This is a genomic window from Arthrobacter crusticola (assembly GCF_004357995.1).
Classification (GTDB): domain Bacteria; phylum Actinomycetota; class Actinomycetes; order Actinomycetales; family Micrococcaceae; genus Arthrobacter_D; species Arthrobacter_D crusticola.
On record NZ_SMTK01000001.1, the window covers coordinates 699,152 to 719,240 of the forward strand.

16 protein-coding genes are annotated in these 20,089 nt (G+C 68.6%); 8 read left to right on the forward strand and 8 right to left on the reverse strand.

Translation table 11 applies throughout. From position 1 onward, the window contains the following. Window positions 1-246: 246 nt before the first annotated feature. The gene (locus tag E2F48_RS03310) at window positions 247-1,215 is read left to right on the forward strand and encodes an SDR family NAD(P)-dependent oxidoreductase (protein ID WP_133402543.1); all 969 of its coding nucleotides are present in this window, start codon (window positions 247-249) and stop codon (window positions 1,213-1,215) included. 90 nt (window positions 1,216-1,305) lie between these two features. Here E2F48_RS03310 and E2F48_RS03315 read toward each other — a convergent pair whose 3' ends face one another. The 4 genes from E2F48_RS03315 to coaE all read right to left on the reverse strand — a co-directional run bounded on the left by E2F48_RS03315 (window position 1,306) and on the right by coaE (window position 7,472). Beyond that, window positions 1,306-2,343, reverse strand: a complete 1,038-nt coding sequence (locus E2F48_RS03315) for a TerC family protein (RefSeq protein ID WP_133402544.1) — start codon at window positions 2,341-2,343, stop codon at window positions 1,306-1,308. 130 nt (window positions 2,344-2,473) lie between these two features. Then, window positions 2,474-4,297, reverse strand: a complete 1,824-nt coding sequence (locus tag E2F48_RS03320) for a hypothetical protein (RefSeq protein ID WP_133402545.1) — start codon at window positions 4,295-4,297, stop codon at window positions 2,474-2,476. A gap of 4 nt (window positions 4,298-4,301) precedes the next feature. Then, window positions 4,302-6,380 (reverse strand): excinuclease ABC subunit UvrB, encoded by a 2,079-nt coding sequence (gene uvrB, locus E2F48_RS03325; RefSeq protein WP_133402546.1) that lies wholly within the window; start codon window positions 6,378-6,380, stop codon window positions 4,302-4,304. Window positions 6,381-6,470: 90 nt separating this feature from the next. Continuing rightward, window positions 6,471-7,472 (reverse strand): dephospho-CoA kinase, encoded by a 1,002-nt coding sequence (coaE, locus tag E2F48_RS03330; RefSeq protein ID WP_165968673.1) that lies wholly within the window; start codon window positions 7,470-7,472, stop codon window positions 6,471-6,473. 112 nt (window positions 7,473-7,584) lie between these two features. Here coaE and E2F48_RS03335 point away from each other — a divergent pair, with 112 nt between their 5' ends. Beyond that, entirely contained in the window at window positions 7,585-9,225 is a 1,641-nt protein-coding gene (locus tag E2F48_RS03335; protein ID WP_133402548.1) for a RecQ family ATP-dependent DNA helicase, read from the forward strand. Between the two features lie 106 nt (window positions 9,226-9,331). Here the strand turns inward: E2F48_RS03335 and E2F48_RS03340 are convergent, their stop codons facing one another. Then, window positions 9,332-9,670 (reverse strand): DUF8129 domain-containing protein, encoded by a 339-nt coding sequence (locus tag E2F48_RS03340; RefSeq protein WP_133402549.1) that lies wholly within the window; start codon window positions 9,668-9,670, stop codon window positions 9,332-9,334. Window positions 9,671-10,082: 412 nt separating this feature from the next. On the opposite strand from E2F48_RS03340, the gene E2F48_RS03345 reads away from it, so the two are divergent. The 5 genes from E2F48_RS03345 to E2F48_RS03365 all read left to right on the forward strand — a co-directional run bounded on the left by E2F48_RS03345 (window position 10,083) and on the right by E2F48_RS03365 (window position 13,455). Then, window positions 10,083-10,310 carry a hypothetical protein gene (locus E2F48_RS03345; RefSeq protein ID WP_133402550.1) on the forward strand — a complete coding sequence of 76 codons (228 nt, stop codon included), beginning with the start codon at window positions 10,083-10,085 and terminating at the stop codon, window positions 10,308-10,310. A gap of 91 nt (window positions 10,311-10,401) precedes the next feature. Further along, window positions 10,402-11,115 (forward strand): GAF and ANTAR domain-containing protein, encoded by a 714-nt coding sequence (locus tag E2F48_RS03350; RefSeq protein WP_165968674.1) that lies wholly within the window; start codon window positions 10,402-10,404, stop codon window positions 11,113-11,115. A gap of 9 nt (window positions 11,116-11,124) precedes the next feature. After that, on the forward strand, window positions 11,125-11,610 hold the full coding sequence (locus tag E2F48_RS17755) for a hypothetical protein (RefSeq protein ID WP_185149776.1): 486 nt from the start codon (window positions 11,125-11,127) through the stop codon (window positions 11,608-11,610). A gap of 59 nt (window positions 11,611-11,669) precedes the next feature. Beyond that, window positions 11,670-12,335 (forward strand): IMPACT family protein, encoded by a 666-nt coding sequence (locus tag E2F48_RS03360; protein WP_133402552.1) that lies wholly within the window; start codon window positions 11,670-11,672, stop codon window positions 12,333-12,335. Next, window positions 12,328-13,455, forward strand: a complete 1,128-nt coding sequence (locus E2F48_RS03365) for a class I SAM-dependent methyltransferase (RefSeq protein ID WP_246018489.1) — start codon at window positions 12,328-12,330, stop codon at window positions 13,453-13,455. The genes E2F48_RS03360 and E2F48_RS03365 overlap by 8 nt, the downstream gene beginning before the upstream one ends. A 263-nt stretch (window positions 13,456-13,718) precedes the next feature. On the opposite strand, the gene rpsA is transcribed toward E2F48_RS03365, so the two are convergent. The 3 genes from rpsA to polA form a co-directional block, all read right to left on the reverse strand. Continuing rightward, entirely contained in the window at window positions 13,719-15,191 is a 1,473-nt protein-coding gene (gene rpsA / locus E2F48_RS03370; RefSeq protein ID WP_133402554.1) for a 30S ribosomal protein S1, read from the reverse strand. A 268-nt stretch (window positions 15,192-15,459) separates the two neighbouring features. After that, on the reverse strand, window positions 15,460-16,779 hold the full coding sequence (locus E2F48_RS03375; protein WP_133402555.1) for a GNAT family N-acetyltransferase: 1,320 nt from the start codon (window positions 16,777-16,779) through the stop codon (window positions 15,460-15,462). Window positions 16,780-16,834: 55 nt separating this feature from the next. Next, window positions 16,835-19,597 carry a DNA polymerase I gene (polA, locus tag E2F48_RS03380; RefSeq protein ID WP_133402556.1) on the reverse strand — a complete coding sequence of 921 codons (2,763 nt, stop codon included), beginning with the start codon at window positions 19,595-19,597 and terminating at the stop codon, window positions 16,835-16,837. On the opposite strand from polA, the gene E2F48_RS03385 reads away from it, so the two are divergent. Then, entirely contained in the window at window positions 19,596-20,081 is a 486-nt protein-coding gene (locus tag E2F48_RS03385; RefSeq protein ID WP_185149777.1) for a PaaI family thioesterase, read from the forward strand. The two genes, polA and E2F48_RS03385, sit on opposite strands and share 2 nt — an antisense overlap. Window positions 20,082-20,089: the final 8 nt, after the last annotated feature.

Consider the following 20,089-nt stretch of genomic DNA (forward strand, 5'->3'; position numbering starts at 1 on the left):
CCGGCGGTGGGGGCCTCTTGCGCGTCCACCGCCCGCCGCCACCGGCGGCGGTCAGGGAAAGCTGCCGCCGGGTCTTCGAGGGGTGATGTTGACCACCGAACCGTCATAATCCGGCTCTCCCACCAGAGTCCCCCGTAGGCTTCAGTTCGACGTCTGCCGAGCACCCGGTGTTCACCCACGGCTGCGGCGGGCCAATACCACGGGCACTGACCCCTCCAGCGGGACCGCCCAGAACGAAGGATTCGGATGACCACCCCTCAAAAACCACTTCCCTCCGGCTTCGGCTTTGGAACAACGGCCGCCGACATCGTCTCGGGCTCGGACCTCACCGGCCGCACCGTAATCGTCACCGGCGGGTCCGCCGGACTCGGCCTGGAGGCGGTCCGCGTCCTCGCCGAAGCCGGCGCGACCGTGATTGCCGCCGTCCGGAACCCGGCGAAGGCAACCGAAACCCTCGCCCAGCTCAATGGCGTCGAAACGGAACAGCTGGATCTCGCGGACCCCGCATCCATTGACGCCTTCGCCGACCGTTTCCTGGCCACGGACCGCCCGCTCCACGTCCTGATCAACAACGGCGGCTTCATGGCGGCACCCTTCGCCCGGGACGCCCGCGGCATCGAATCCCATTTCGCCACCAACCACCTCGGCCATTTCCAGCTCACCCAGCGCCTGTGGCCTGCCCTGACGCGGGCAGGCGGCGCCCGGGTCATCAGCCTCACCTCGCTCGCCCACCGCTTCTCCGGCGTCGACTTTGAGGACCCCAACTTCGCGGACCGCCCCTACGAGAAGTGGTCCGCCTACGCCCAGTCAGTGAGTGCGAAGTCCCTGTTCGCCGTTGCGCTTGACGCACGCGGGAGGGACTTCCACGTCCGCTCCTTCGCCGTCCATCCGGGCACCATCCCCACGGGGATCGGGCGACACCTGAGCCTCGAGGACCTCCAGGGCCTGGGCGCACTCGATGAGCACGGGCAGCCTGTCGACAACCCTGCCTACAAGAGCATTCCGCAGGGAGCGGCGACCACGGTGTGGGCCGCCGTGAGCCCGCAGCTCGACGGACACGGCGGGGTGTACACGGAGGACTCGGACATCGCCGTCGTGGTTCCCGCCGATCACCAGGGCCCGTCGGGGGTGCACACCTGGGCGATCGACCCCCGGGCCGCCGACCGGCTGTGGGAGCTGAGCGAGCGACTGCTGGGACGCTCCTTCACCATCTGATCCGCTTCTGTCTGCTTCCTGCCGTGCGGCCTTAAACGAAAGGGCCCGGTACCTGCGCGCTGCGCAGGCGCCGGGCCCGTTGCGGCCGTGCTAGCTCTCGAGGTCGGAGTTCCGTGCCTTGGCCTCGGCGGCGGCGAGGTCCTCGTCAACCTTCTCGCTGCGCCCGCGCGAACTGATCAGGCTCGCGACGACGGCCACCACGATGGTGGAAATGATGACGGCGAGGGAGACGAACGTCGGAATCTCCGGCGCCCACTCGATGTGCCGGCCCCCGTTGATGAAGGGCAGTTCGTTGACGTGCATGGCGTGGAGCACGAGCTTGACGCCGATGAACGCAAGGATGACCGACAGTGCGTGCTTGAGGTACACCAGCCGGGTCATCAGCCCGCCGAGCAGGAAGTACAGCTGCCGCAGGCCCATCAGGGCGAAGATGTTGGCGGTGAAGACGATGAAGGCGCTCTGGGTGAGCCCGAAGATGGCCGGGATCGAGTCGACCGCGAAGAGCAGGTCGGTCAGGCCGATGGTGACGAACACGACGAGCATCGGGGTGAACACCTTCTTGCCGTCCACCACGGTGCGGACCTTGCCGCCGTCGTAGTGATCCGACATGGGCAGCACGGAGCGCAGCTTGGCGACAAGCTTGTTGTCCCCGGCGTCCTCCTCGTCCTCGCCCGTGTCCTTTGCCTGCTTGTACGCGGTGTAGAGCAGGAACGCGCCGAAGATGTAGAACACCCAGCTGAAGTTCTCGATGACGGCGGCGCCGAGGGCGATGAAGATGCCCCGCAGGATCAGCGCGATGATGATGCCCACCATCAGCACCTCCTGCTGGTATTTCCGTGGGACCGAGAAGCGCGCCATGATGATGATGAAGACGAACAGGTTGTCGATGCTCAGGCTGTATTCGGTGACCCAGCCGGCGACGAACTGTCCACCGTACTCAGGGCCGGTGAAAATGAACATGATCGCCGCGAAGATCAGCGCCAGGGAGACGTAGAAGGCCACCCAGAGGCCGGCCTCCCGCATTGAGGGCACATGCGGGCGCTTCACCACGAGCAGGAGGTCGAACAGCAGGACAAGTCCGAGAACGACGAAGGTGCCGATCTCAAATGCAAGAGGTAATTCGGGCATGGAGCGCCTTTCGGGGATCACGACTGAGGTCCGTAAGTCTCTCCGCCGTGGCACTCTGCCAGCCGACCGCTACGCCCGGCGGGGCGTCACTGCTCCGCGTGTTGACGTTCGTAGCGCATGGGATACTCCCCTACGTGGGGTCAATCCTACCGGCGGGGTGCTGATATGGGGAATTGCGTCCGCCTGCGGCGACCGCCGCCACATGCTTGATCACCTCGGGGGCGTTCCAGTACCCTCCGTGGCCCTGCACGGTGCCGGTGCTGTCGGGGTCGGGGAGCTCGAGGTTCGCCGCTCCGGGCACGGGGGTGCCTACCGGGTCGGTGGCGCGCCAGAAGTTCGCCCACCCGGTGGAACGGACGGCTACGCGCCGGAACCACCCGGGGGTGAAGTAGGCCGGGAAGAACGCGGCGTACAGGGACACCAGCGGGGAGCCGGTGGTGACCAGATGAAGCTCCCGGCAGCCCTCGAGCGCCCTGGTCTCCGCCACCAGCCAGGCGCAGATCACGCTCCCCTGGCTGTACCCCACGAGCGCCACCCGGGACGGTCCGAGCCGGGCCGCTTCCTCCTCGATGCCGGCGATGACCGCCTCACGGTAGGAGGCGCCGGCCAGCGGGTGATCCCGCACCGGCCAGAAGCCGGCGGCATCGGCGGCCCTGCCGAGCACCTCCTGCACCGGGCGAAGCTGCCCGAGCAGGAGGGTGAGGACCACGGCGGCGCCGGCGAGCTGGAGCAGCAGGACGGTAAGGGCGAGCCAGGGCCCGCCGAGCCGGCCCTCCCCTAGGACCATTGCGACGCCCATCCCCGCTGCACCCAGTGCCGTGCCGGCGGGCAGGACGCGAGGAAGGAGCGTGGGGGCCTCCTCGACGACGCGGTGCCACCAGCGCAGCCGCGCCTCCCGGGCGCCGAAGAGTGGCCCGAGTCCGAGCCGCCGGTCCAGCAGGAGCACCCCGGCGGCTGTGAGGGCAAGCCCCACCAGCGCGATGAGGGCGAGCAGGGGGAACAGGTCGAGCCGGCTGTCACCGGCATCGAGCGGGTCGTCCCAGGCCAGCAGCACGCGGGCGGTGCGCGCGTCGTACTCCTGGCCGCCGAACAACCGCACGACGTAGCCGAGCAGGCCGTCAAGGAGCATCCGGACCAGTGCATTGACCGAATGCATGAGGAAAAGGGCGAGCAGCAGCAGGCCGAACGCGGCACCCTCCGGGGCCGCGGAGCGGCGGGTTGCCCCCGCCCCGGCGGGCCGGCGCAGCGCGGGGGCGGCGGCGAGCAGGATCAGGGCCCCGAGACTCACGACGATCCACAGGGCCATGGCGTCAAGCCGGTGGACGGCGTCCGGTCCGGCCGTCGAGGGCCACGCCCGCACGGTGGTTTCCGCCGGGAGGGTCAGCGCCAGCAGCGTCCCGGCGCCGAGGAGGGCACCGGCGTGGAGGAAGGCCACGGGGCGGCCGCGCCGGTGGGCCTCCCGCTGGACCCGGATGACCCGCATCCAGCGGTACGCAATGAATGCGGCCAGGGCCGTTGCCGCGGCGACGGGGATTCCCCGGGCGGGACCGTCGGCGGATCCCGGCACGCCGAGGGGACCGGCCAGGTGTTCGAGGACCGTCTCGCCGAGGACCACGAGCCAGGCCAGCTGGCTGAGCGTGAGCAGCAGGGAGCCGAGCTGCAGCAGCACCCCGGAGGAGGCGGGGGTCGAATGACCGGGGCGTTCGAGCATGCGCCCGGCCACGTTGGCCAGTGTGAAGGGAAAGGCCAGGTACCACAGGAAGCCGGTCCGCCTGCGGTTCGACCGCGACCAGTTGATCAGGCTCAGGCGGTGGCGCGGAAGCAGCGGCGGGTCGACCGCCTCGGCCCAGGGGTTGAGCCGGGTCACCCGCGCACTGGTGATGCTGCTCAGGTACTCCTGCTCCCCCACTCCGTGCACGCGGATCTCCGCGAACCCGTCCCCCCGCGCCGGCATGGTGCTACGCGTGCCCGGCCGTCTGCATCTGCCGCAGCTCCTTCTTCAGGTCACCGACCTCATCCCGGAGCCGGGCCGCGAGCTCGAACTGCAGCTCGGCGGCCGCCGTGTGCATCTGGTCGGTGAGCTGCTGGATGAGGTCGGTGAGGTCCTCGGCCGGCACCGCGGCCAGCCCCTCGCGGTGCACGCCCTGGCCCGGCTTCTTCTTGCGACCCTTCGCCGCGGCCTCAAGGAGTTCGCGGGTGTCGGCGTCCTCCCGGTTGATGGTGTCCGTGATGTCGGCGATGCGCTTGCGCAGGGGCGTCGGGTCGATCCCATGCTCAAGGTTGTGCGCCACCTGGATGGCGCGGCGCCGGTTGGTCTCGTCGATGGCGCGTTCCATCGAATCGGTGATCCGGTCCGCGTACATGTGCACCTGGCCCGACACGTTACGGGCGGCACGCCCGATGGTCTGGATGAGGGAGGTTGAGCTGCGCAGGAACCCTTCCTTGTCGGCGTCGAGGATGCTGACGAGGGACACCTCGGGAAGGTCGAGACCCTCCCGCAGCAGGTTGATGCCGACCAGGACGTCGAAGGTCCCCAGCCGGAGCTCACGCAGCAGCTCCACCCGGCGCAGGGTGTCGACGTCGGAGTGCAGGTACTCGACCTTCACTCCGTGCTCCAGGAGGTATCCCGTGAGGTCCTCCGACATCCGCTTGGTCAGAGTCGTCACCAGGACGCGCTCGTCGCGCTCCACGCGGGTCCGGATCTCGTGCAGCAGGTCGTCGATCTGCCCCTTGCTCGGCTTCACCACGATCTCCGGGTCCACCAGCCCGGTGGGCCGGATGATCTGCTGGACGAACCCGTCGGACTTCCCGAGCTCGTACTTACCCGGCGTCGCCGAAAGGTAGACCGTCTGGCCGATGCGCTCGAGGAACTCGTCCCACTTCAGCGGCCGGTTGTCCATGGCGGACGGGAGGCGGAACCCATGGTCGACGAGGGTGCGCTTACGCGACATGTCCCCTTCGTACATGGCCCCGATCTGCGGGATGGTCACATGGGATTCGTCGACGACGAGGAGGAAGTCGTCGGGGAAGTAGTCGAGCAGGCAGTGCGGGGCGCTGCCCTGTCCCCGGCCGTCGATGTGCCGTGAATAGTTCTCGATGCCGTTGCAGAACCCCATCTGCTGCATCATCTCCAGGTCGTAGGTGACCCGCATCCGCAGCCGCTGCGCCTCGACCAGCTTGTTCTGCGACTCCAGCTCGGCAAGGCGCACCTGCAGCTCGTCCTCGATGGCCTTGATCGCGCGGTTCATCCGATCCGGCCCGGCGACGTAGTGCGAGGCGGGGAAGACGTACATCTCCTCCTCCTCGCGGATGACGTCGCCGGTGAGCGGGTTGAGTGTGTAGATGTTCTCCACCTCGTCGCCGAAGAACTCGATCCGCAGGGCCTGCTCCTCGTACATGGGGATGATCTCCACGGTGTCCCCGCGCACCCGGAAGGTGCCGCGGTGGAAGTCCATGTCGTTGCGCGTGTACTGCATGCCCACGAACTGGCGCAGCAGGGCGTCCCGGTTCATTTCCTGACCCTTGCGGAGGGTCACCATCTTGTCGATGTACTCCTCGGGGGTGCCCAAGCCGTAGATGCAGGAGACCGTGGCGACAACGATGACGTCCCTGCGCGTGAGCAGGGCGTTGGTGGCCGAGTGCCGGAGCCGTTCCACCTCCTCGTTGATCGAGGAGTCCTTCTCGATGAAGGTGTCCGTCTGCGGAACGTAGGCCTCGGGCTGGTAGTAGTCGTAGTAGGACACGAAGTACTCGACGGCGTTATTGGGCAGCAGCTCGCGGAACTCGTTGGCCAGCTGCGCCGCGAGGGTCTTGTTCTGGACCATCACGAGGGTCGGCCGCTGGACCTGCTCGATCAGCCAGGCCGTCGTCGCGCTCTTTCCGGTGCCGGTGGCTCCAAGGAGGACAACGTCCTTCTCCCCTGCCTTGATCCGGGTACTCAGTTCGGCGATGGCCGCCGGCTGGTCGCCTGCCGGCTGGTATTCGCTGATGACCTCGAAGGGAGCTACGACCCGCTTAATATCCTGGGCAAGACTCATACCTAGTACGTTAGCGCGTGATGCGGACAATCAGCTTCCGCTTTGCTGGAAGCGGAACCGCAGAACTCCCCGGCACCGCATCGACCGCCCCTACCGCGGGTCGGGGCCACCGGAGGGAGCCACCGGCGGGCCGGCCAGTTCGAGGTGGACCTCCGCGGCCCGTCCTGGATCGGCGCTGGAGTGGAATCCCAGTCGGCCGCGGGCCGCGGGATGTCCGGCGCCCGGCCCTCCGGCGGCCGGCGGGAACCCCGCCGCGGTGAGCAGCGGCCGCAGTGCCGCCGCGTCGGCCGGGGTGGACACCGCCAGCCGAAACTCCAGCACATCCGGGGCCCGGCGCCCGGGCACCGCGGTGGGCCCGATGTGTGCAACGTCCAGCACCCGCGGGTCGACGCGCCGGAGCCGGGCGCTCAACCGTGCCGCCTGCGCCGGCCACGTCGGGTCGGGCTCCGCGGGGTCAAGGGGACCCCGGAGCGCGGGGACCCCGGCCAGGAGGTTGGCGTTGAAGGGCAGGATCCGGTCGTGCCAGAGCGCCTCGAGGTGCGCGAGCGTATCGGCCTCGCTGCCGGCGTTGTTAATGACGACGTCGGCCGCGGAGTTCCGCTCGTCCGGGCCGAGCTGGGCCCGCAGGCGGCTGAGCGCCGCCTCCGGGGTCATTCCGCGCAGGCGCACCATCCTGTCGATGCGCTGGTCCTCGGGGGCATCGATCACCACGACGAGGTGGAAGCGGGCCACCTGGCCCGTCTCGACGAGCAGGGGCAGATCCTCGACGACGACCGCGCCCGCGGGGGCCTGTTCGGTGCGGGCCTCGGCGAGCGCGCGGATACGGGGGTGGAGGATCGCGTTGAGGCGTTCCCGCGCCCCGGAGTCGCCGAAGATGATGTCTCCGAGGGCCCTGCGGTCCAGGGCGCCCTCCGGCGTGGCCAACTGCCTCCCGAAGGCGTCGAGCACCTCGGCGAGCCCCTCAGTGCCGGGCTCCACCACCTCGCGGGCGAGGGCGTCCGCGTCGATGACAACGGCACCCAGTGCTCGCAGCCGCCCGGCGGCAAGGGACTTGCCGGCGGCGATCCCTCCGGTCAAACCAACTCTCAGCATCCGCCAAGGGTAGCGCGGAGCAGCACCCCGCCTGTCAATCCCCGGATCCGGCACCGCGTCGGCCGCCCGCCCCATTACGCTAAGTAGGCTTACTACATTCCAAGGGGAGGCCATGACACCAGTACTTTCGGACCTCGAGGAGACGGCCTCCTCGGTCTTCGGATGGGACCACCTCCGCTCCGGTCAGCGGCAGGCGATGCAGGCCCTTTTGGAGGGCAGGAACGTCCTCTGCGTGATGCCGACCGGTTCCGGGAAGTCGGCAATCTATCAGGTGCCCGGGCTGGTGATCCCGGGCGTCGTTGTCGTCATTTCACCGCTCATCGCCCTGCAGCACGACCAGGCCGAGGCTCTCAACGCCAGCGCCGGTGCGGGCCGTGCGTACGTGGTGAACTCGGGGCTGAGCCGGTCGGACACCGACGAGGCCTGGGAAGCGGCCGGGGAACCCGATGAGGATCGGCGGGCGAAATTCCTGTTCCTCGCCCCGGAACAGGTGGCCAAGGAGGAGGCCGCCGAACGGCTGCGGAACCTCGATGTGTCGCTGCTGGTCATCGACGAGGCGCACTGTGTATCCGCATGGGGGCACGACTTCCGGCCCGATTACCTGCAGCTGGGTACCCTGACGGACTCGCTGTCGTGCCCCGTCCTGGCCCTCACGGCGACCGCGTCGGCACCCGTCCAGGAGGAGATCACCGGGCAGCTGCACCTCGGAGACCCGGTGGTCCTCGTAGAGGGTTTCGACCGGCCCAACCTGTTCCTGGAGGTGGTGCCCCACGTGCAGGAGGCCGACAAGCACCGGGCGGTGGTGGAGCAGGTGGAGGGGCTGGAAAAACCCGGACTTGTCTATGTCGCCACCCGGAAGGCCGCCGACACCCTCGCCGAGGAGCTGTCCGCCCTCGGGATGAAAGCCGCCTCCTACCATTCAGGCCGGCGCGCCAGCGACCGGGAGGAGGTCCACGAGGGTTTCCTGGCCGGCCGGCTCGACGTGGTGGTAGCGACCACGGCGTTCGGCATGGGCATCGACAAGCCCGATGTCCGGTTCGTGGTGCACGAGGCCGTGGCCGATTCCCTCGACAGCTACTACCAGGAGATCGGGCGCGGCGGACGCGACGGCGGGCCCGCGGCGGCCACCCTTCACTACCGGACCGAGGACCTCTCGCTGCGCCGGTTCTTCGCCGCCAAGACCGCCGATCGGGACGGGCTCGAGCAGCTCTTTGCCGTGCTTCGGGCGCAGGAGCGCCCCACCGACCTCAAGGAGCTGCGCGCCCTGACCGGCCTGAGCCAGCGCAAAGCGGCCGGCCTGATGAACCTCCTCGAGGCCGCCGGCGCCGTTCGAGCCGGCCCGGACGGATACAGCGCAGAAAATTTTCCTCCGCCGGAGGCCGCGGAGCGCGCCGTGGAGCAGGCTCGGATCCGCGAAACCATCGACACCTCGCGGGTGGAGATGTCCCGCCGGTACGCGGAAACGCGGGGATGCCGGCGGCAGTTCCTGCTCGCCTACTTCGGCGAGGAGTTCGACGGGTCCTGCGGGCACTGTGACAACTGCGCCGACGCGTCCTCCGTGGACTGTGAGCAACAGCCCGAAGCGGAGGTGCCCTACGCGGTTCAGTCGAAGGTGGAACACGCTGAATGGGGTCCCGGCACCGTGATGAGCTACGAGGAAGGCACGGTGACGGTCCTTTTCGAAACCACCGGGTACCGGACGCTGTCCCTCGACCTCGTGGCCGAGAAGGGGCTGCTGCGCGCCGCCGGCTGAAGCGGCCGGCGCGCGGCCGGGTCAATCGTGGCGGACTGGACCTACCTGCTTGGACGTACCGGACTAGGTGAGCCGGACGCTGTCCCTCGACCTCCGCCCGGCCGCCTCAGCGCGGCTGCGCGGGGTTGGTGGGGTCGCCATGCGACGGTGGGTTGATCGGCGGCCCGGACGTCGCGGGGCTCACACGGGAGCCGGCCTGCCTCTGCCCCATCTCGGGCATGCTCTGCGCCGATTCGTCAGCCAGCTCCGCGCCGCCGCGCACCGCCTCCAGCCGGCGCTCAAGGACCTGGGTTACCGGCAGCCGGTTCCCGTGCTCCCGCTCATAGGCAAGCAGCGCCTCCAGGCCGCCCTCGTCCAGGGACGTGATCCTCGAAGGAAGGGTGCCCAATGGGATGTGGTCGTAATCAGGCAGCGGCAGTTCGCCGCGTGCAGGGGACTCGCTCATTTCTCCTCCGTTTTTCGCCGTGCCGTCAGCGTATAAAGGCCCGAACGTCTCCGGCAAGGAAGTGGAGAAGCCCACCCGGAGCGGCCGGTTTGCCTGTTGCCAACGCTGCCTCCGGCCCATACTCTGAGAGAGGTTGAGCAGTCGGCCATGGAGCCTTTCGTGGAGCGCCATGGAGCACAGTCTGACGATTATCGGGTGGAGAAGTACCACCCGCACGGCCGGCCAACCGCAGTGAGCCCCCTCGTCGAGCCCGCGCACGCCGGCACACCAGCCTTCCTGCCTTACCGGCCGCCCGCCGCTTCCCACCGGTCATCTCCGGTAGCGGGGCAGGGCACTTCCCACTTTCGCAGCGGGCCCCGCCCCTGCCTCCAGAATCGGTGGCACGACCGCCGCACTCCGCAAGGAACACGTCATGACCCTGGACTACCTCAAATCACTGGCCGTCGCCGCAGCTCAGCTTGAGTCGGCCGAATTCTCCCGGGACCAGGCGGCAGCCCAGCTGCAGTTGACGGTCATCGAGGCGATCAACAGCGGTGGGAGCGTCACCGCCGTGGCCGAGGCCGCCGCACTGTCACCCCAGACCGTCTTCACCCTGTGCGATCAGGCCGACAGCGACTTGAAGGGTCTTCTGGTGATCTGATCCCGCCCCGGGAGCCTGATCGCGCTGGCTGCCCCTGTGTATGCTGAATTCGCTGCCGAACAAAGAATCCAAGCCGCGTGGAGCGCCGACAATGAATGTACCGCTTGATGACCTGACCACGGTTTTCGCGCGGCTCAAGGGCCTGCTCCTGACCGAGAGCAAGGCGGGAACGGCCATCGGGGCGCTCGCCGAAGCGGTCAAGAAGTCGGTGGTGGGATCCCTGGGTGCGGGTGTCAGCCTGATCGACCCCCAGGGCCGCGCGCGCAGCACCGGCTACACCGACCAGATCGTTGCGCGGGCCGATGAGCTTCAATACGACCTCGGGCAGGGGCCGTGCCTCACGGCCTGGGCCGCGGGCTCGACCGAGCAGATCGACGACATTTCGACCGAGACGCGGTGGCCCGAGTGGTGCGCCGCCGTCGTGGACCTCCCCCTGCGCTCGACCCTCAGCACGGCCCTGATCCACGATGGGACCGCCATCGGCGCCCTCAAGGTGCACTCGCCGCTGCCCAACGCCTTCTCAGAGCAGGACCGGAAACACCTCGCACTGCTGGCGGCTCCGGCGGCCGTCCTGCTCGGCAACGCCCAGCCGGACCAGACGCCTGCCCAGCTCAGCCGAACCCTCCGGGAGGCACTGCACAGCAGGGACAGCATCCACACCGCCCGCGGGATCCTGATGGAGCGGTGGGGCGCCGGCCCGGATGAGGTCATGCGGAGCCTGGTCAATGCGTCGGTCCGCAACGGCACCGATCTACTCACCCTTGCCGCCGGCGTGATAGACGGATCCGCCGACGTTTCCCGCTGAGGAGTCCCGGTGGAAAATCCCTCAGACCACGAGCACCAGCGGCTGCTGCTCCTTCGGGCCATCCGGCATACGCAGATCAGCCTGGGCGAGCTGTGGCTCCACTACTTCGCCATCGGCGGTGATGCCGGAGAATACGAGGTGGAAGCCTACCTGCACGGCTCCTTCACCCTGCCGCCCCTCCAACGGGACCTGCTCGCGCATGCAGCGAATGAACTGATCGACGACAGGCCGCCTCCGCCGCGGGCGCCCTACAGCACCGACGTGCCCGAGTCGGAACACAACCCCCGCCCGGCTTCCGGGCCGGGCGGGTACGGCCCGGCCATCGCCTACGCCACCGATGACGGGGGTGACGACGCGGCGCCCAGTGCACCGGGAAACGGCCGCACCGGCTCCGGGAGCGCCGGTGACAGCTTCGGGACCGAGGAAAGCCGGGACGGTGGAATGGGGTGGGCGTGGAACGAAGGCGCCCGCGGTGACGGAAGCGACTCCCCGTAGGCAACGCCCCAGTGCCCGGACCCGCCGCCCGGGCGGCCCCACCGTCTAGGATTACAGGAATGACTGCTCCGCACCGGCACCCGACCGCATACTCAACGGTTCGCGGCGAGCACCGGAACGAGCTCGAGATCCGCCGGTCCCGATTCATCACCGTCCTGCGCAGGGTCGGAACCGAAACCGAAGCGACCGGCCTCCTGGCACAGCTGCGCACCGAATTCCCGACGGCGCGGCACCACTGCAGCGCCTACCTCATCGGAGCGGGGCGCACCATCCAGCGCGCCCACGACGACGGCGAACCCGCCGGCACCGCCGGAGCACCAATGCTCGAAGCGCTCAGCCGCCATGGCGCGGCAGACCTCAGCGACACCGCTGCCGTCGTCGTGCGGTACTTCGGAGGCGTCCTCCTGGGCGCGGGCGGGTTGATCCGCGCCTACTCCCAGTCGGTCACCCGGGCCCTGGACGGGGCACCCCTGCTCCGCCGACGCCTCCTCAGCCTCTACACCGTGCCGGTGGCGCATGCGGAGGCCGGGCGGGTCGAAAACGAGCTGCGCGCCGCCGCCACGATCATTCGGGGCACCTCGTACACCCCTGAGGAGGCGCTCATCGAGGTAGCGCTCGAAGCCGACGCCGACAGCTATGAGGATTTCAAGCGGCGGCTCGCCGCCTCGACCGCCGGTGCCTCGGTGTCGCGCCCTGCGGGTACCACGTGGGTTGACCTTGACTGAGTTCGACTTCGACCGCCTGAGCCGCAAGCCCGACGTCGAGGCGCCGAACCTGCAGGCCTACGACGCCACCGATCGGCTGCTGCTGGACTCGGCGGCCGGCAGGCTCGCCGCGCAGCCCTCCGGCGTCGTGGTGCTCGGCGACCGTTACGGCGCCCTCACGCTCGGAGCGGCCTTGCTGCACGGGGTCCTCCGTCCGCGCGTCTACCAGGATCCGCTCTCGCACGAACTGGCGCTGGCCCGCAATGCCCGGACGGTGGGCGCCTCCGGCCGGTATGAGCGGCACGGACTGGGCCCGGACCTCCTCCGGGATGCGTGCACGGTGCTGCTCCAGCTTCCCCGCTCCCTCGACGCCCTGGAGGAGGCCGCCTGGAACATCGCGGCCTATGCCGATCCTTCGGTCACGGTCTACGCCGGCGGGCGGCTCAAGCACATGAGCCTGGCCATGACCGCGGTGCTGCAGAAGTACTTCGGGTCCGTCACCGCGGGGCTGGCCCGGCAGAAGTCCCGGGTCCTCACCGCCTCCGGGCCACTGCCCGCCGGCAGCCCACCGTTCCCGGTCACGCAGCGGCACGACGTAGGGCTCCCCCAGCCGCTGATCCTGCGCGCGTTCGGCGAGACGTTCGGCGGGGCGGCACTGGACCCCGGAACGCGGTTCCTCCTCCCCCACCTCGCGTCCACGGCGGCGACGGATTTGGCCATCGATCTCGGCTGCGGCAACGGTGCCATCGCTGCCTACCTGGCGCTGACCCGGCCCGGGCTGCGGGTGATCGCATCGGACCAGTCGGCCTCCGCCGTAGCCTCCACCCGGGAGACCGCGCGCGCGAACGCCGTCGGGGACCGGGTGGACGTGGTGCGCGACGACGCTCTGTCATCCCGGCCAAAGGGGTCGGCGAACCTGATCATCCTGAATCCTCCCTTCCATATCGGTGCCACAGTTCATGCGGGCATCGCCGTGAAGCTGTTCACCGATGCCGCCCGGGTGCTCGCCCCCGGCGGGGAACTGTGGACCGTCTGGAACAGCCACCTCGCGTACCGGCCGGCCCTGTCCCGGATTGTCGGACCGACCCGCCAGATCGACCGTAACCAGCGGTTCACGATCACCTGTTCGGTCCGCCGCTGACCCACGCCGCACGGCGCCGGCTCATCGAGGACGCACAACCGACGCCGAAACCGCCGACCCACCGGTCATTACCGCCCCCTCGACGGAGGGGGTTCTCCGGCCCATCGAGGACGCAGCACTTACTGCCCAGGCCCCTCCACCGGTCAATACTGCACCCTCGATGAAGACCGCCCACACCACCGCCCCGGCCGTCCCGGAGCAAAAAGAAGGACCCCCGCCAGACGGCGGGGGTCCTTCTCAGTGTTCGGCGGAAGCCGGAGGGTTTAGGCTCCGGTCAGCTTCTCGCGGAGAGCCGCAAGCGCCTCATCCGAAGCGAGGGTGCCTGAACCGGTCTCGGCGGCGACGGGCTCCGAAGAGTAGCTCGTAGCGTTCGACTCGACGGGCTCGTTGGCGGCGGCGGCGTCGTCGGACGCGTGCTGCACAACCTGCTTCTTGTGGGACTCCCAGCGGGCCTGGGCCTCGGCGTACTGAGCCTCCCAAGCGGCGCGCTGGTTCTCGTACCCTTCGAGCCATTCGTTCGACTCGGGGTCGAAGCCCTCGGGGTACTTGTAGTTGCCCTCTTCGTCGTACTCTGCGGCCATACCGTACAGAGCCGGGTCGAACTCGGTGCTGTCGGCGTCGACGCCCTCGTTGGCCTGCTTGAGGCTGAGGGAGATGCGGCGGCGCTCGAGGTCGATGTCGATGACCTTGACGAAGAGCTCGTCGCCAACGGAAACGACCTGCTCTGCAAGCTCAACGTGGCGGACTGCCAGCTCCGAGATGTGGACCAGGCCTTCGATGCCGTCTTCGACGCGTACGAACGCACCGAACGGAACCAGCTTGGTGACCTTACCGGGAACAACCTGGCCCAGCGCGTGGGTCCGGGCGAAGGTCTGCCAGGGATCTTCCTGCGTTGCCTTCAGCGAGAGCGAAACACGCTCGCGGTCCAGGTCGACTTCGAGAACCTCGACGGTGACTTCCTGGCCGACCTCGACAACCTCGGACGGGTGGTCAATGTGCTTCCAAGACAGTTCGGAGACGTGAACCAGACCGTCGACGCCGCCGAGGTCCACGAACGCACCGAAGTTGACGATCGAGGAGACAACGCCCGGACGGACCTGGCCCTTTTCGAGCTTGTTGAGGAAGGTCGAGCGGACCTCGGACTGGGTCTGCTCCAGCCAGGCGCGACGCGACAGCACAACGTTGTTGCGGTTCTTGTCGAGCTCGATGATCTTCGCTTCGATCTGCTGGCCGATGTACGGAGCCAGGTCGCGCACACGGCGCATCTCGACGAGCGACGCGGGCAGGAAGCCGCGCAGGCCGATGTCGAGGATAAGACCACCCTTGACGACCTCGATGACGGTACCGGTGACGACGCCGTCTTCTTCCTTGACCTTTTCGATGTCGCCCCAGGCACGCTCGTACTGAGCGCGCTTCTTGGACAGGATCAGACGGCCTTCTTTGTCCTCCTTGGTGAGCACCAGGGCCTCGACCTGATCGCCGACGGAGACGACATCTCCGGGATCAACGTCGTGCTTGATGGAAAGCTCACGGGAAGGGATGACACCCTCGGTCTTGTAACCGATGTCGAGCAGGACCTCATCGCGGTCGACCTTGACGACGGTACCTTCGACGAGATCTCCGTCGTTGAAGTACTTGATCGTCGCGTCGACTGCTGCGAGGAAGTCCTCAGCGGTGCCGATGTCGTTGATAGCGACCTGCGGGGCACCTTGCTTCTCGGTGGTGGTGATGGTCATGTAGTTGGGGCTCCGTTGTGGAAGTTTTCTTGATCCGGAAAGCGGACGCTGGAAATACCGGCCGAAAAAGCCGGGCCATCCAGGGGAATCCGATGTCCGGAAGCGGACAGATTGGATAAAACCTAAAGAGCGGTTCTATTGGTATTGCGCCGGAACTCGCACGGCGGATGCCGGCCCGAACCACAGCGCAATACGCGCCCGTCTAGTCTAACGGCGGGAGCCAACCCCGTCAAAGCGGACCGGCCGGGCCGGCCCTTGGTGCCGGAGCCTAGAAATGCGTGATGCAGTAGGGGTTCTGCGCGTCCCGGAACAGGTCGTTGAGCAGCTCAATGGCCCCCTCGGTGAGCGGCTCCACGAGCCCGGCACCTACCAGTGCCGCGGGGCTGACCCCGCCCAGGTAAAGCGAGCCCAGCGCGCCGATGTCCAGGACCACGTCGACGTCCGAGTCGGAATCGACCCGCTCCACCCGCCCTCGGCCACCGGCCACGGTGAGCTGGTAGGTCCCGCCCGCGAGCCCCAGCGCGTCGGACACCTCGAGCACGAGCCGCCCCGAACTGCGGTAGCCCCGGCCCTCGAGCGCCTTCGCGACGTCTAGCAGGCGCACCCACAGGACGTCCTCGTGGCCGTTCACCCGGTAGCAGCGGCGGTCCGCAAGCGCCCAGGGCAGCGGATCGTCCACGGCCGCGCCGTCCCAGGTGATCTCCTGGATGAGGTCCAGTGCCCCGAGGTAGCGCCAGAGGGCGAGGTAGGACTCCTCGGTGCCGGCGACGAGGTCGATGACGCTGACGGTGTAGGGCTCCTTGGACCACCCGTCGAACCGGTAGGCGACGTAGCCGACGGCGTCCCCGGCGTCGTCGTAGTGAACCGCCGTGCGCACCGCCTTGTCTTCGACCGGCCGCTCGCGGCCCCACTGGCCGGAGACGCGGCGGGCGTAGGAGTACTGGCGTCCGACCGAGCCGCGCGTGCGCGCGTGGAAGCGGGCAAAGACCTCCGCGGAGAGCGCGGGGACCTCGTCGGGCTCCGCCAGCTCCGTGCGCCCCGTGGGGGTGCCGAGGATGGCGAACCGCTCCCGCACGTCCACGGTCACGCTGGTGGTGAAGGTGGCGCAGCCGAAGCCGAACCGCCCGTAGATGGTGGCCTCGGACGCCGTCAGCACCGCCACGGGCACCCCGGCGGCGGCCGCGCCCTGCAGGTCATCGGTCATCATGCGGCGCAGCAGGCCACGCCGCCGGTGGGACGGCCGCACAGTGACGGACGTGATGAGGTGGGCCGGGAGCGGCTCCAGGCCCCCGGCGTTGAGGGTGTTTCGCATCGAGGCGTACGTCGCGACCGGCACGGACCCGTCGACGGACAGCGCGCCCGGCGCGTCATCGTGTACACCGACCAGCACGCGCCCATCAGCGGTAAAGGCCCTCACGTAGGCCGGGTAGTCCTCGGCGTCGGCGCGCGGCTCGAAGAAGCCGACCCGGACGGCGTAGTGCCAGTTGGCGAACCGCCCGCCCGGCGAGGGGTCCTCCTCCGCCGTCACCTGAAATTTCTCAAGGCGCAGTTCGGTGGAGGTGCCCGGCGTCGTCGTCTGTGTGCTCACGCTCCAAGACCCTAGCCGGATTGCACGCCCTCCACCACAGGCCGGGGAGGATTCGTCAGTGTGCCGCCTCGTGCCAGCTCAGCCCGGTGCCGACCGAGACGTCCAAGGGAACGGACAGGTCGGCCGCTCCGGCCATCTGCTCGCGCACCAGCGCCTCCACGACGTCCTTCTCCCCCTCGGCGATTTCGAGGACCAGTTCGTCGTGCACCTGCAGCAGCATGCGCGAGGACAGGCCCTTGGCCTTGAGCGCGCCGTCGACGCCGAGCATCGCCTTCTTGATGATGTCGGCCGCCGAGCCCTGGATGGGCGCATTCAAGGCCGCCCGCTCCGACATCTCGCGCAACTGCCGGTTGTCGCTGGAGAGGTCCGGGAGGTACCGGCGCCGGCCCTCAATGGTCGAGGTGTAGCCGTCCTTGCGCGCCTGCTCGACAATGCCGCGCAGGTAGTCCCGCACCGCCCCGAACCGCTCGAAGTAGTCCCGCATCAGGGTGCGCGCCTCGTCGACGGAGATGGCCAGCTGCTTGGAGAGCCCGAAGGAGCTCAGCCCGTACACCAGGCCATAGGACATCGCCTTGACCTTCGAACGCATGGCGCTGGTGACCTCCTCCGGGGCGACCCCAAAGATGTGCGAGCCGACGAACCGGTGAAGGTCCTCCCCCTCGCGGAACGCCGAGATCAGGCCCTCATCCCCGGAGAGGTGGGCCATGATGCGCATTTCGATCTGGGAGTAGTCAGCGGTCATCAGGGTCTCGTAGCGGGTGCCGTCGGTGCCCTTCCCGACGACGAACACCTCGCGGATCCGCCGGCCCTCGTCCGAGCGCACCGGGATGTTCTGCAGGTTCGGGTTGATCGAGGACAGCCGGCCGGTCGCGGCGACCGTCTGGGCGTAGGTGGTGTGGATGCGCCCGTCCTCGGCCACGGACTTGCGCAGGCCCTCGACGGTCTGCCGGAGTTTCGTGGCGTCGCGGTAGGCCAGGAGCTGCTCAAGGAACGGGTGGCCGGTCTTGACGATCAGGTCGGTCAGGGCGTCGGCGTCGGTGGAGTACCCGGTCTTGATCTTCTTGGTCTTCGGCAGCCCGAGTTCCTCGAACAGCACCGTCTGGAGCTGCTTGGGTGAGCCGAGGTTGATCTCCTTGCCGATGATGCGGAACGCCTCGGCCCCGGCGGTGCTGATGGTCTTGGAGAAGTCGTCGAGGAGCCGGTCGAGGCGTTCGACGGAGACGGCGACGCCGGTGAGCTCCATCTCTGCCAGGACCTCGGACAGGGGCAGCTCCAGCTCTCCGAGGAGCCGGTTGGCGCCCTTCTCAACGAGCTGGCCCGCGAAGTGCTCGCTGAGCTGCAGGGCCGCGAAGGCGCGCATCACGGCGGGACCGGCGACGTCCTTCTCCCCGAGTTCGAGGGCGAGCTGGCCCGAGGCGTTGCCCGGTGCCGCGCCGAGGGACAGGCGCAGGTGGTACTGGCTCAGGTCGGCCAGGTCGTAGCTGCGGCGGTCAGGCTGGATCAGGTAGCCCGAGATCGCAGTGTCGTCTACCTCGCCGGCCAGGTGCAGCCCGCGCGGGGCGAGCAGCTTGTAGGCCTCCTTGAAGTCGTGAACCACCTTGGGTGCGTCGAGGTCGGCCAGCCAGTGCGCGAGCACCTGCTCGGCCTCGGCGTCGAGCCCCTCGAACGGGACGAAGGCGGCCGCGGTGGACGTGACGATGGCGATCCCGGTGACGTCCGTTCCCCCGGCGGTTGCCTCCGTGGCGAGGTGGACGGCAGCGGGGGCCTGGTTGGTGGACTTCAGCCACGCGGTCAGGGGCGCGGCCTCGGTGAGCACGACGTGCGGCGGCGGGGTCATCTCGTCGCCGGTTTCCTCGGCTTCCTCCTCGCCGAACAGGTCGAACAGCCGCTTACGCAGAGTGTTGAACTGCAGGGAGTCAAAAAGGTCCTCAACGGCGGAGCGGTCGGGGTGCTGGGAGACCATCGCGTCGAGGTCAACGGGCAGGTCGAGGTCGGTGAGCAGCCGGTTCAACCGGCGGTTGCGGCGGACGTCATCGGCGTGGGCCCGCAGCGCGTCGCCGACCTTGCCGCCGATCGAGTCGAGGTTCTCGAGGATCCCCTCGAGCCCGCCGTAGAGCTTAATCCACTTGGCGGCGGTCTTGGGCCCGACGCCGGGCACGCCGGGCAGGTTGTCGGCGCTCTCTCCGACGAGCGCGGCGAGGTCGGAGTACTGGTGCGGGGGCACGAAGTACTTCTCCTCGATGGCCTGAGCGTCCATCTGGGGGATGTTGGTGACGCCCTGCTTCGGGTACAGGACGGTGACCCGGTCGTTGACCAACTGGAAGGCGTCGCGGTCACCGCTGACCACCTGGACATCCCAGTCCTCGGCCGCTGCCTTGGTGGCGAGCGTGGCCAGGATGTCGTCGGCCTCGTAGCCGTCCAGGGAGATGGTGGGGATGCGCATCGCCTCCATCACCTTGATGATCAGGTCGACCTGCCCGTGGAACTCCTCGGGCGTCCGGGACCGGCCCGCCTTGTACTCGGTGTACTCCTCGGAACGGAAGGTCGGGGTATCGAGGTCGAAGGCCACGGCCACGTGTGTGGGCTTCTGGTCCTTGATGAGGTTGATCAGCATTGCGGTGAACCCGTACACCGCGTTGGTGTGCTGACCGGTGTCGGTTGAGAAGTTTTCGGGGGGCAGGGCGTAGAACGCCCGGAACGCCATTGAGTGTCCATCGATGACCAGGAGGCGGTTGCGCTGCCCCTTCGCTGTTCTCGGGGCGGGCAGGGTGGATCCAGGTTTGGTTGTTTCACTCACAGGTGCCAGCCTAGTTCCCATGGTCGACAATTTCACTCAGCCGCCCGCGGGCCGCTCCGCGAACAACCCGTATGCCGAGGAACTCACCGCCGCGGGGGTCCCCCCGGAGATGCACGACTGGCTGGGCCGGCACGGGATCGGGCGCCTGACGGTGAAGATGGGCATCACCTTCTCGGAGATGAGCGCCGAGCGCATGGTGGCTTCGATGCCGGTCGCCGGCAACGAGCAGGTGGCCGGAATCCTGCACGGCGGTGCCCACCTGGTACTGGCCGAGACCCTTGGGTCCTTTGCTGCCGGAATCCATGCCGGCCCGGGACGGCACGCCCTGGGGATCGAGATCAGCGCCACCCACCACCGCAGCATCTCGGCCGGGACGGTTACGGGGACGGCCACCGCCATCCACCTTGGGCGCACACTGACCACGCACGAGGTGGTGATGACCGACGAGGAGGGCCGCCGACTCTCCACGGCGCGGATCACCAACCTGATCCGCGACGCCCGCTAGGGGGCTAA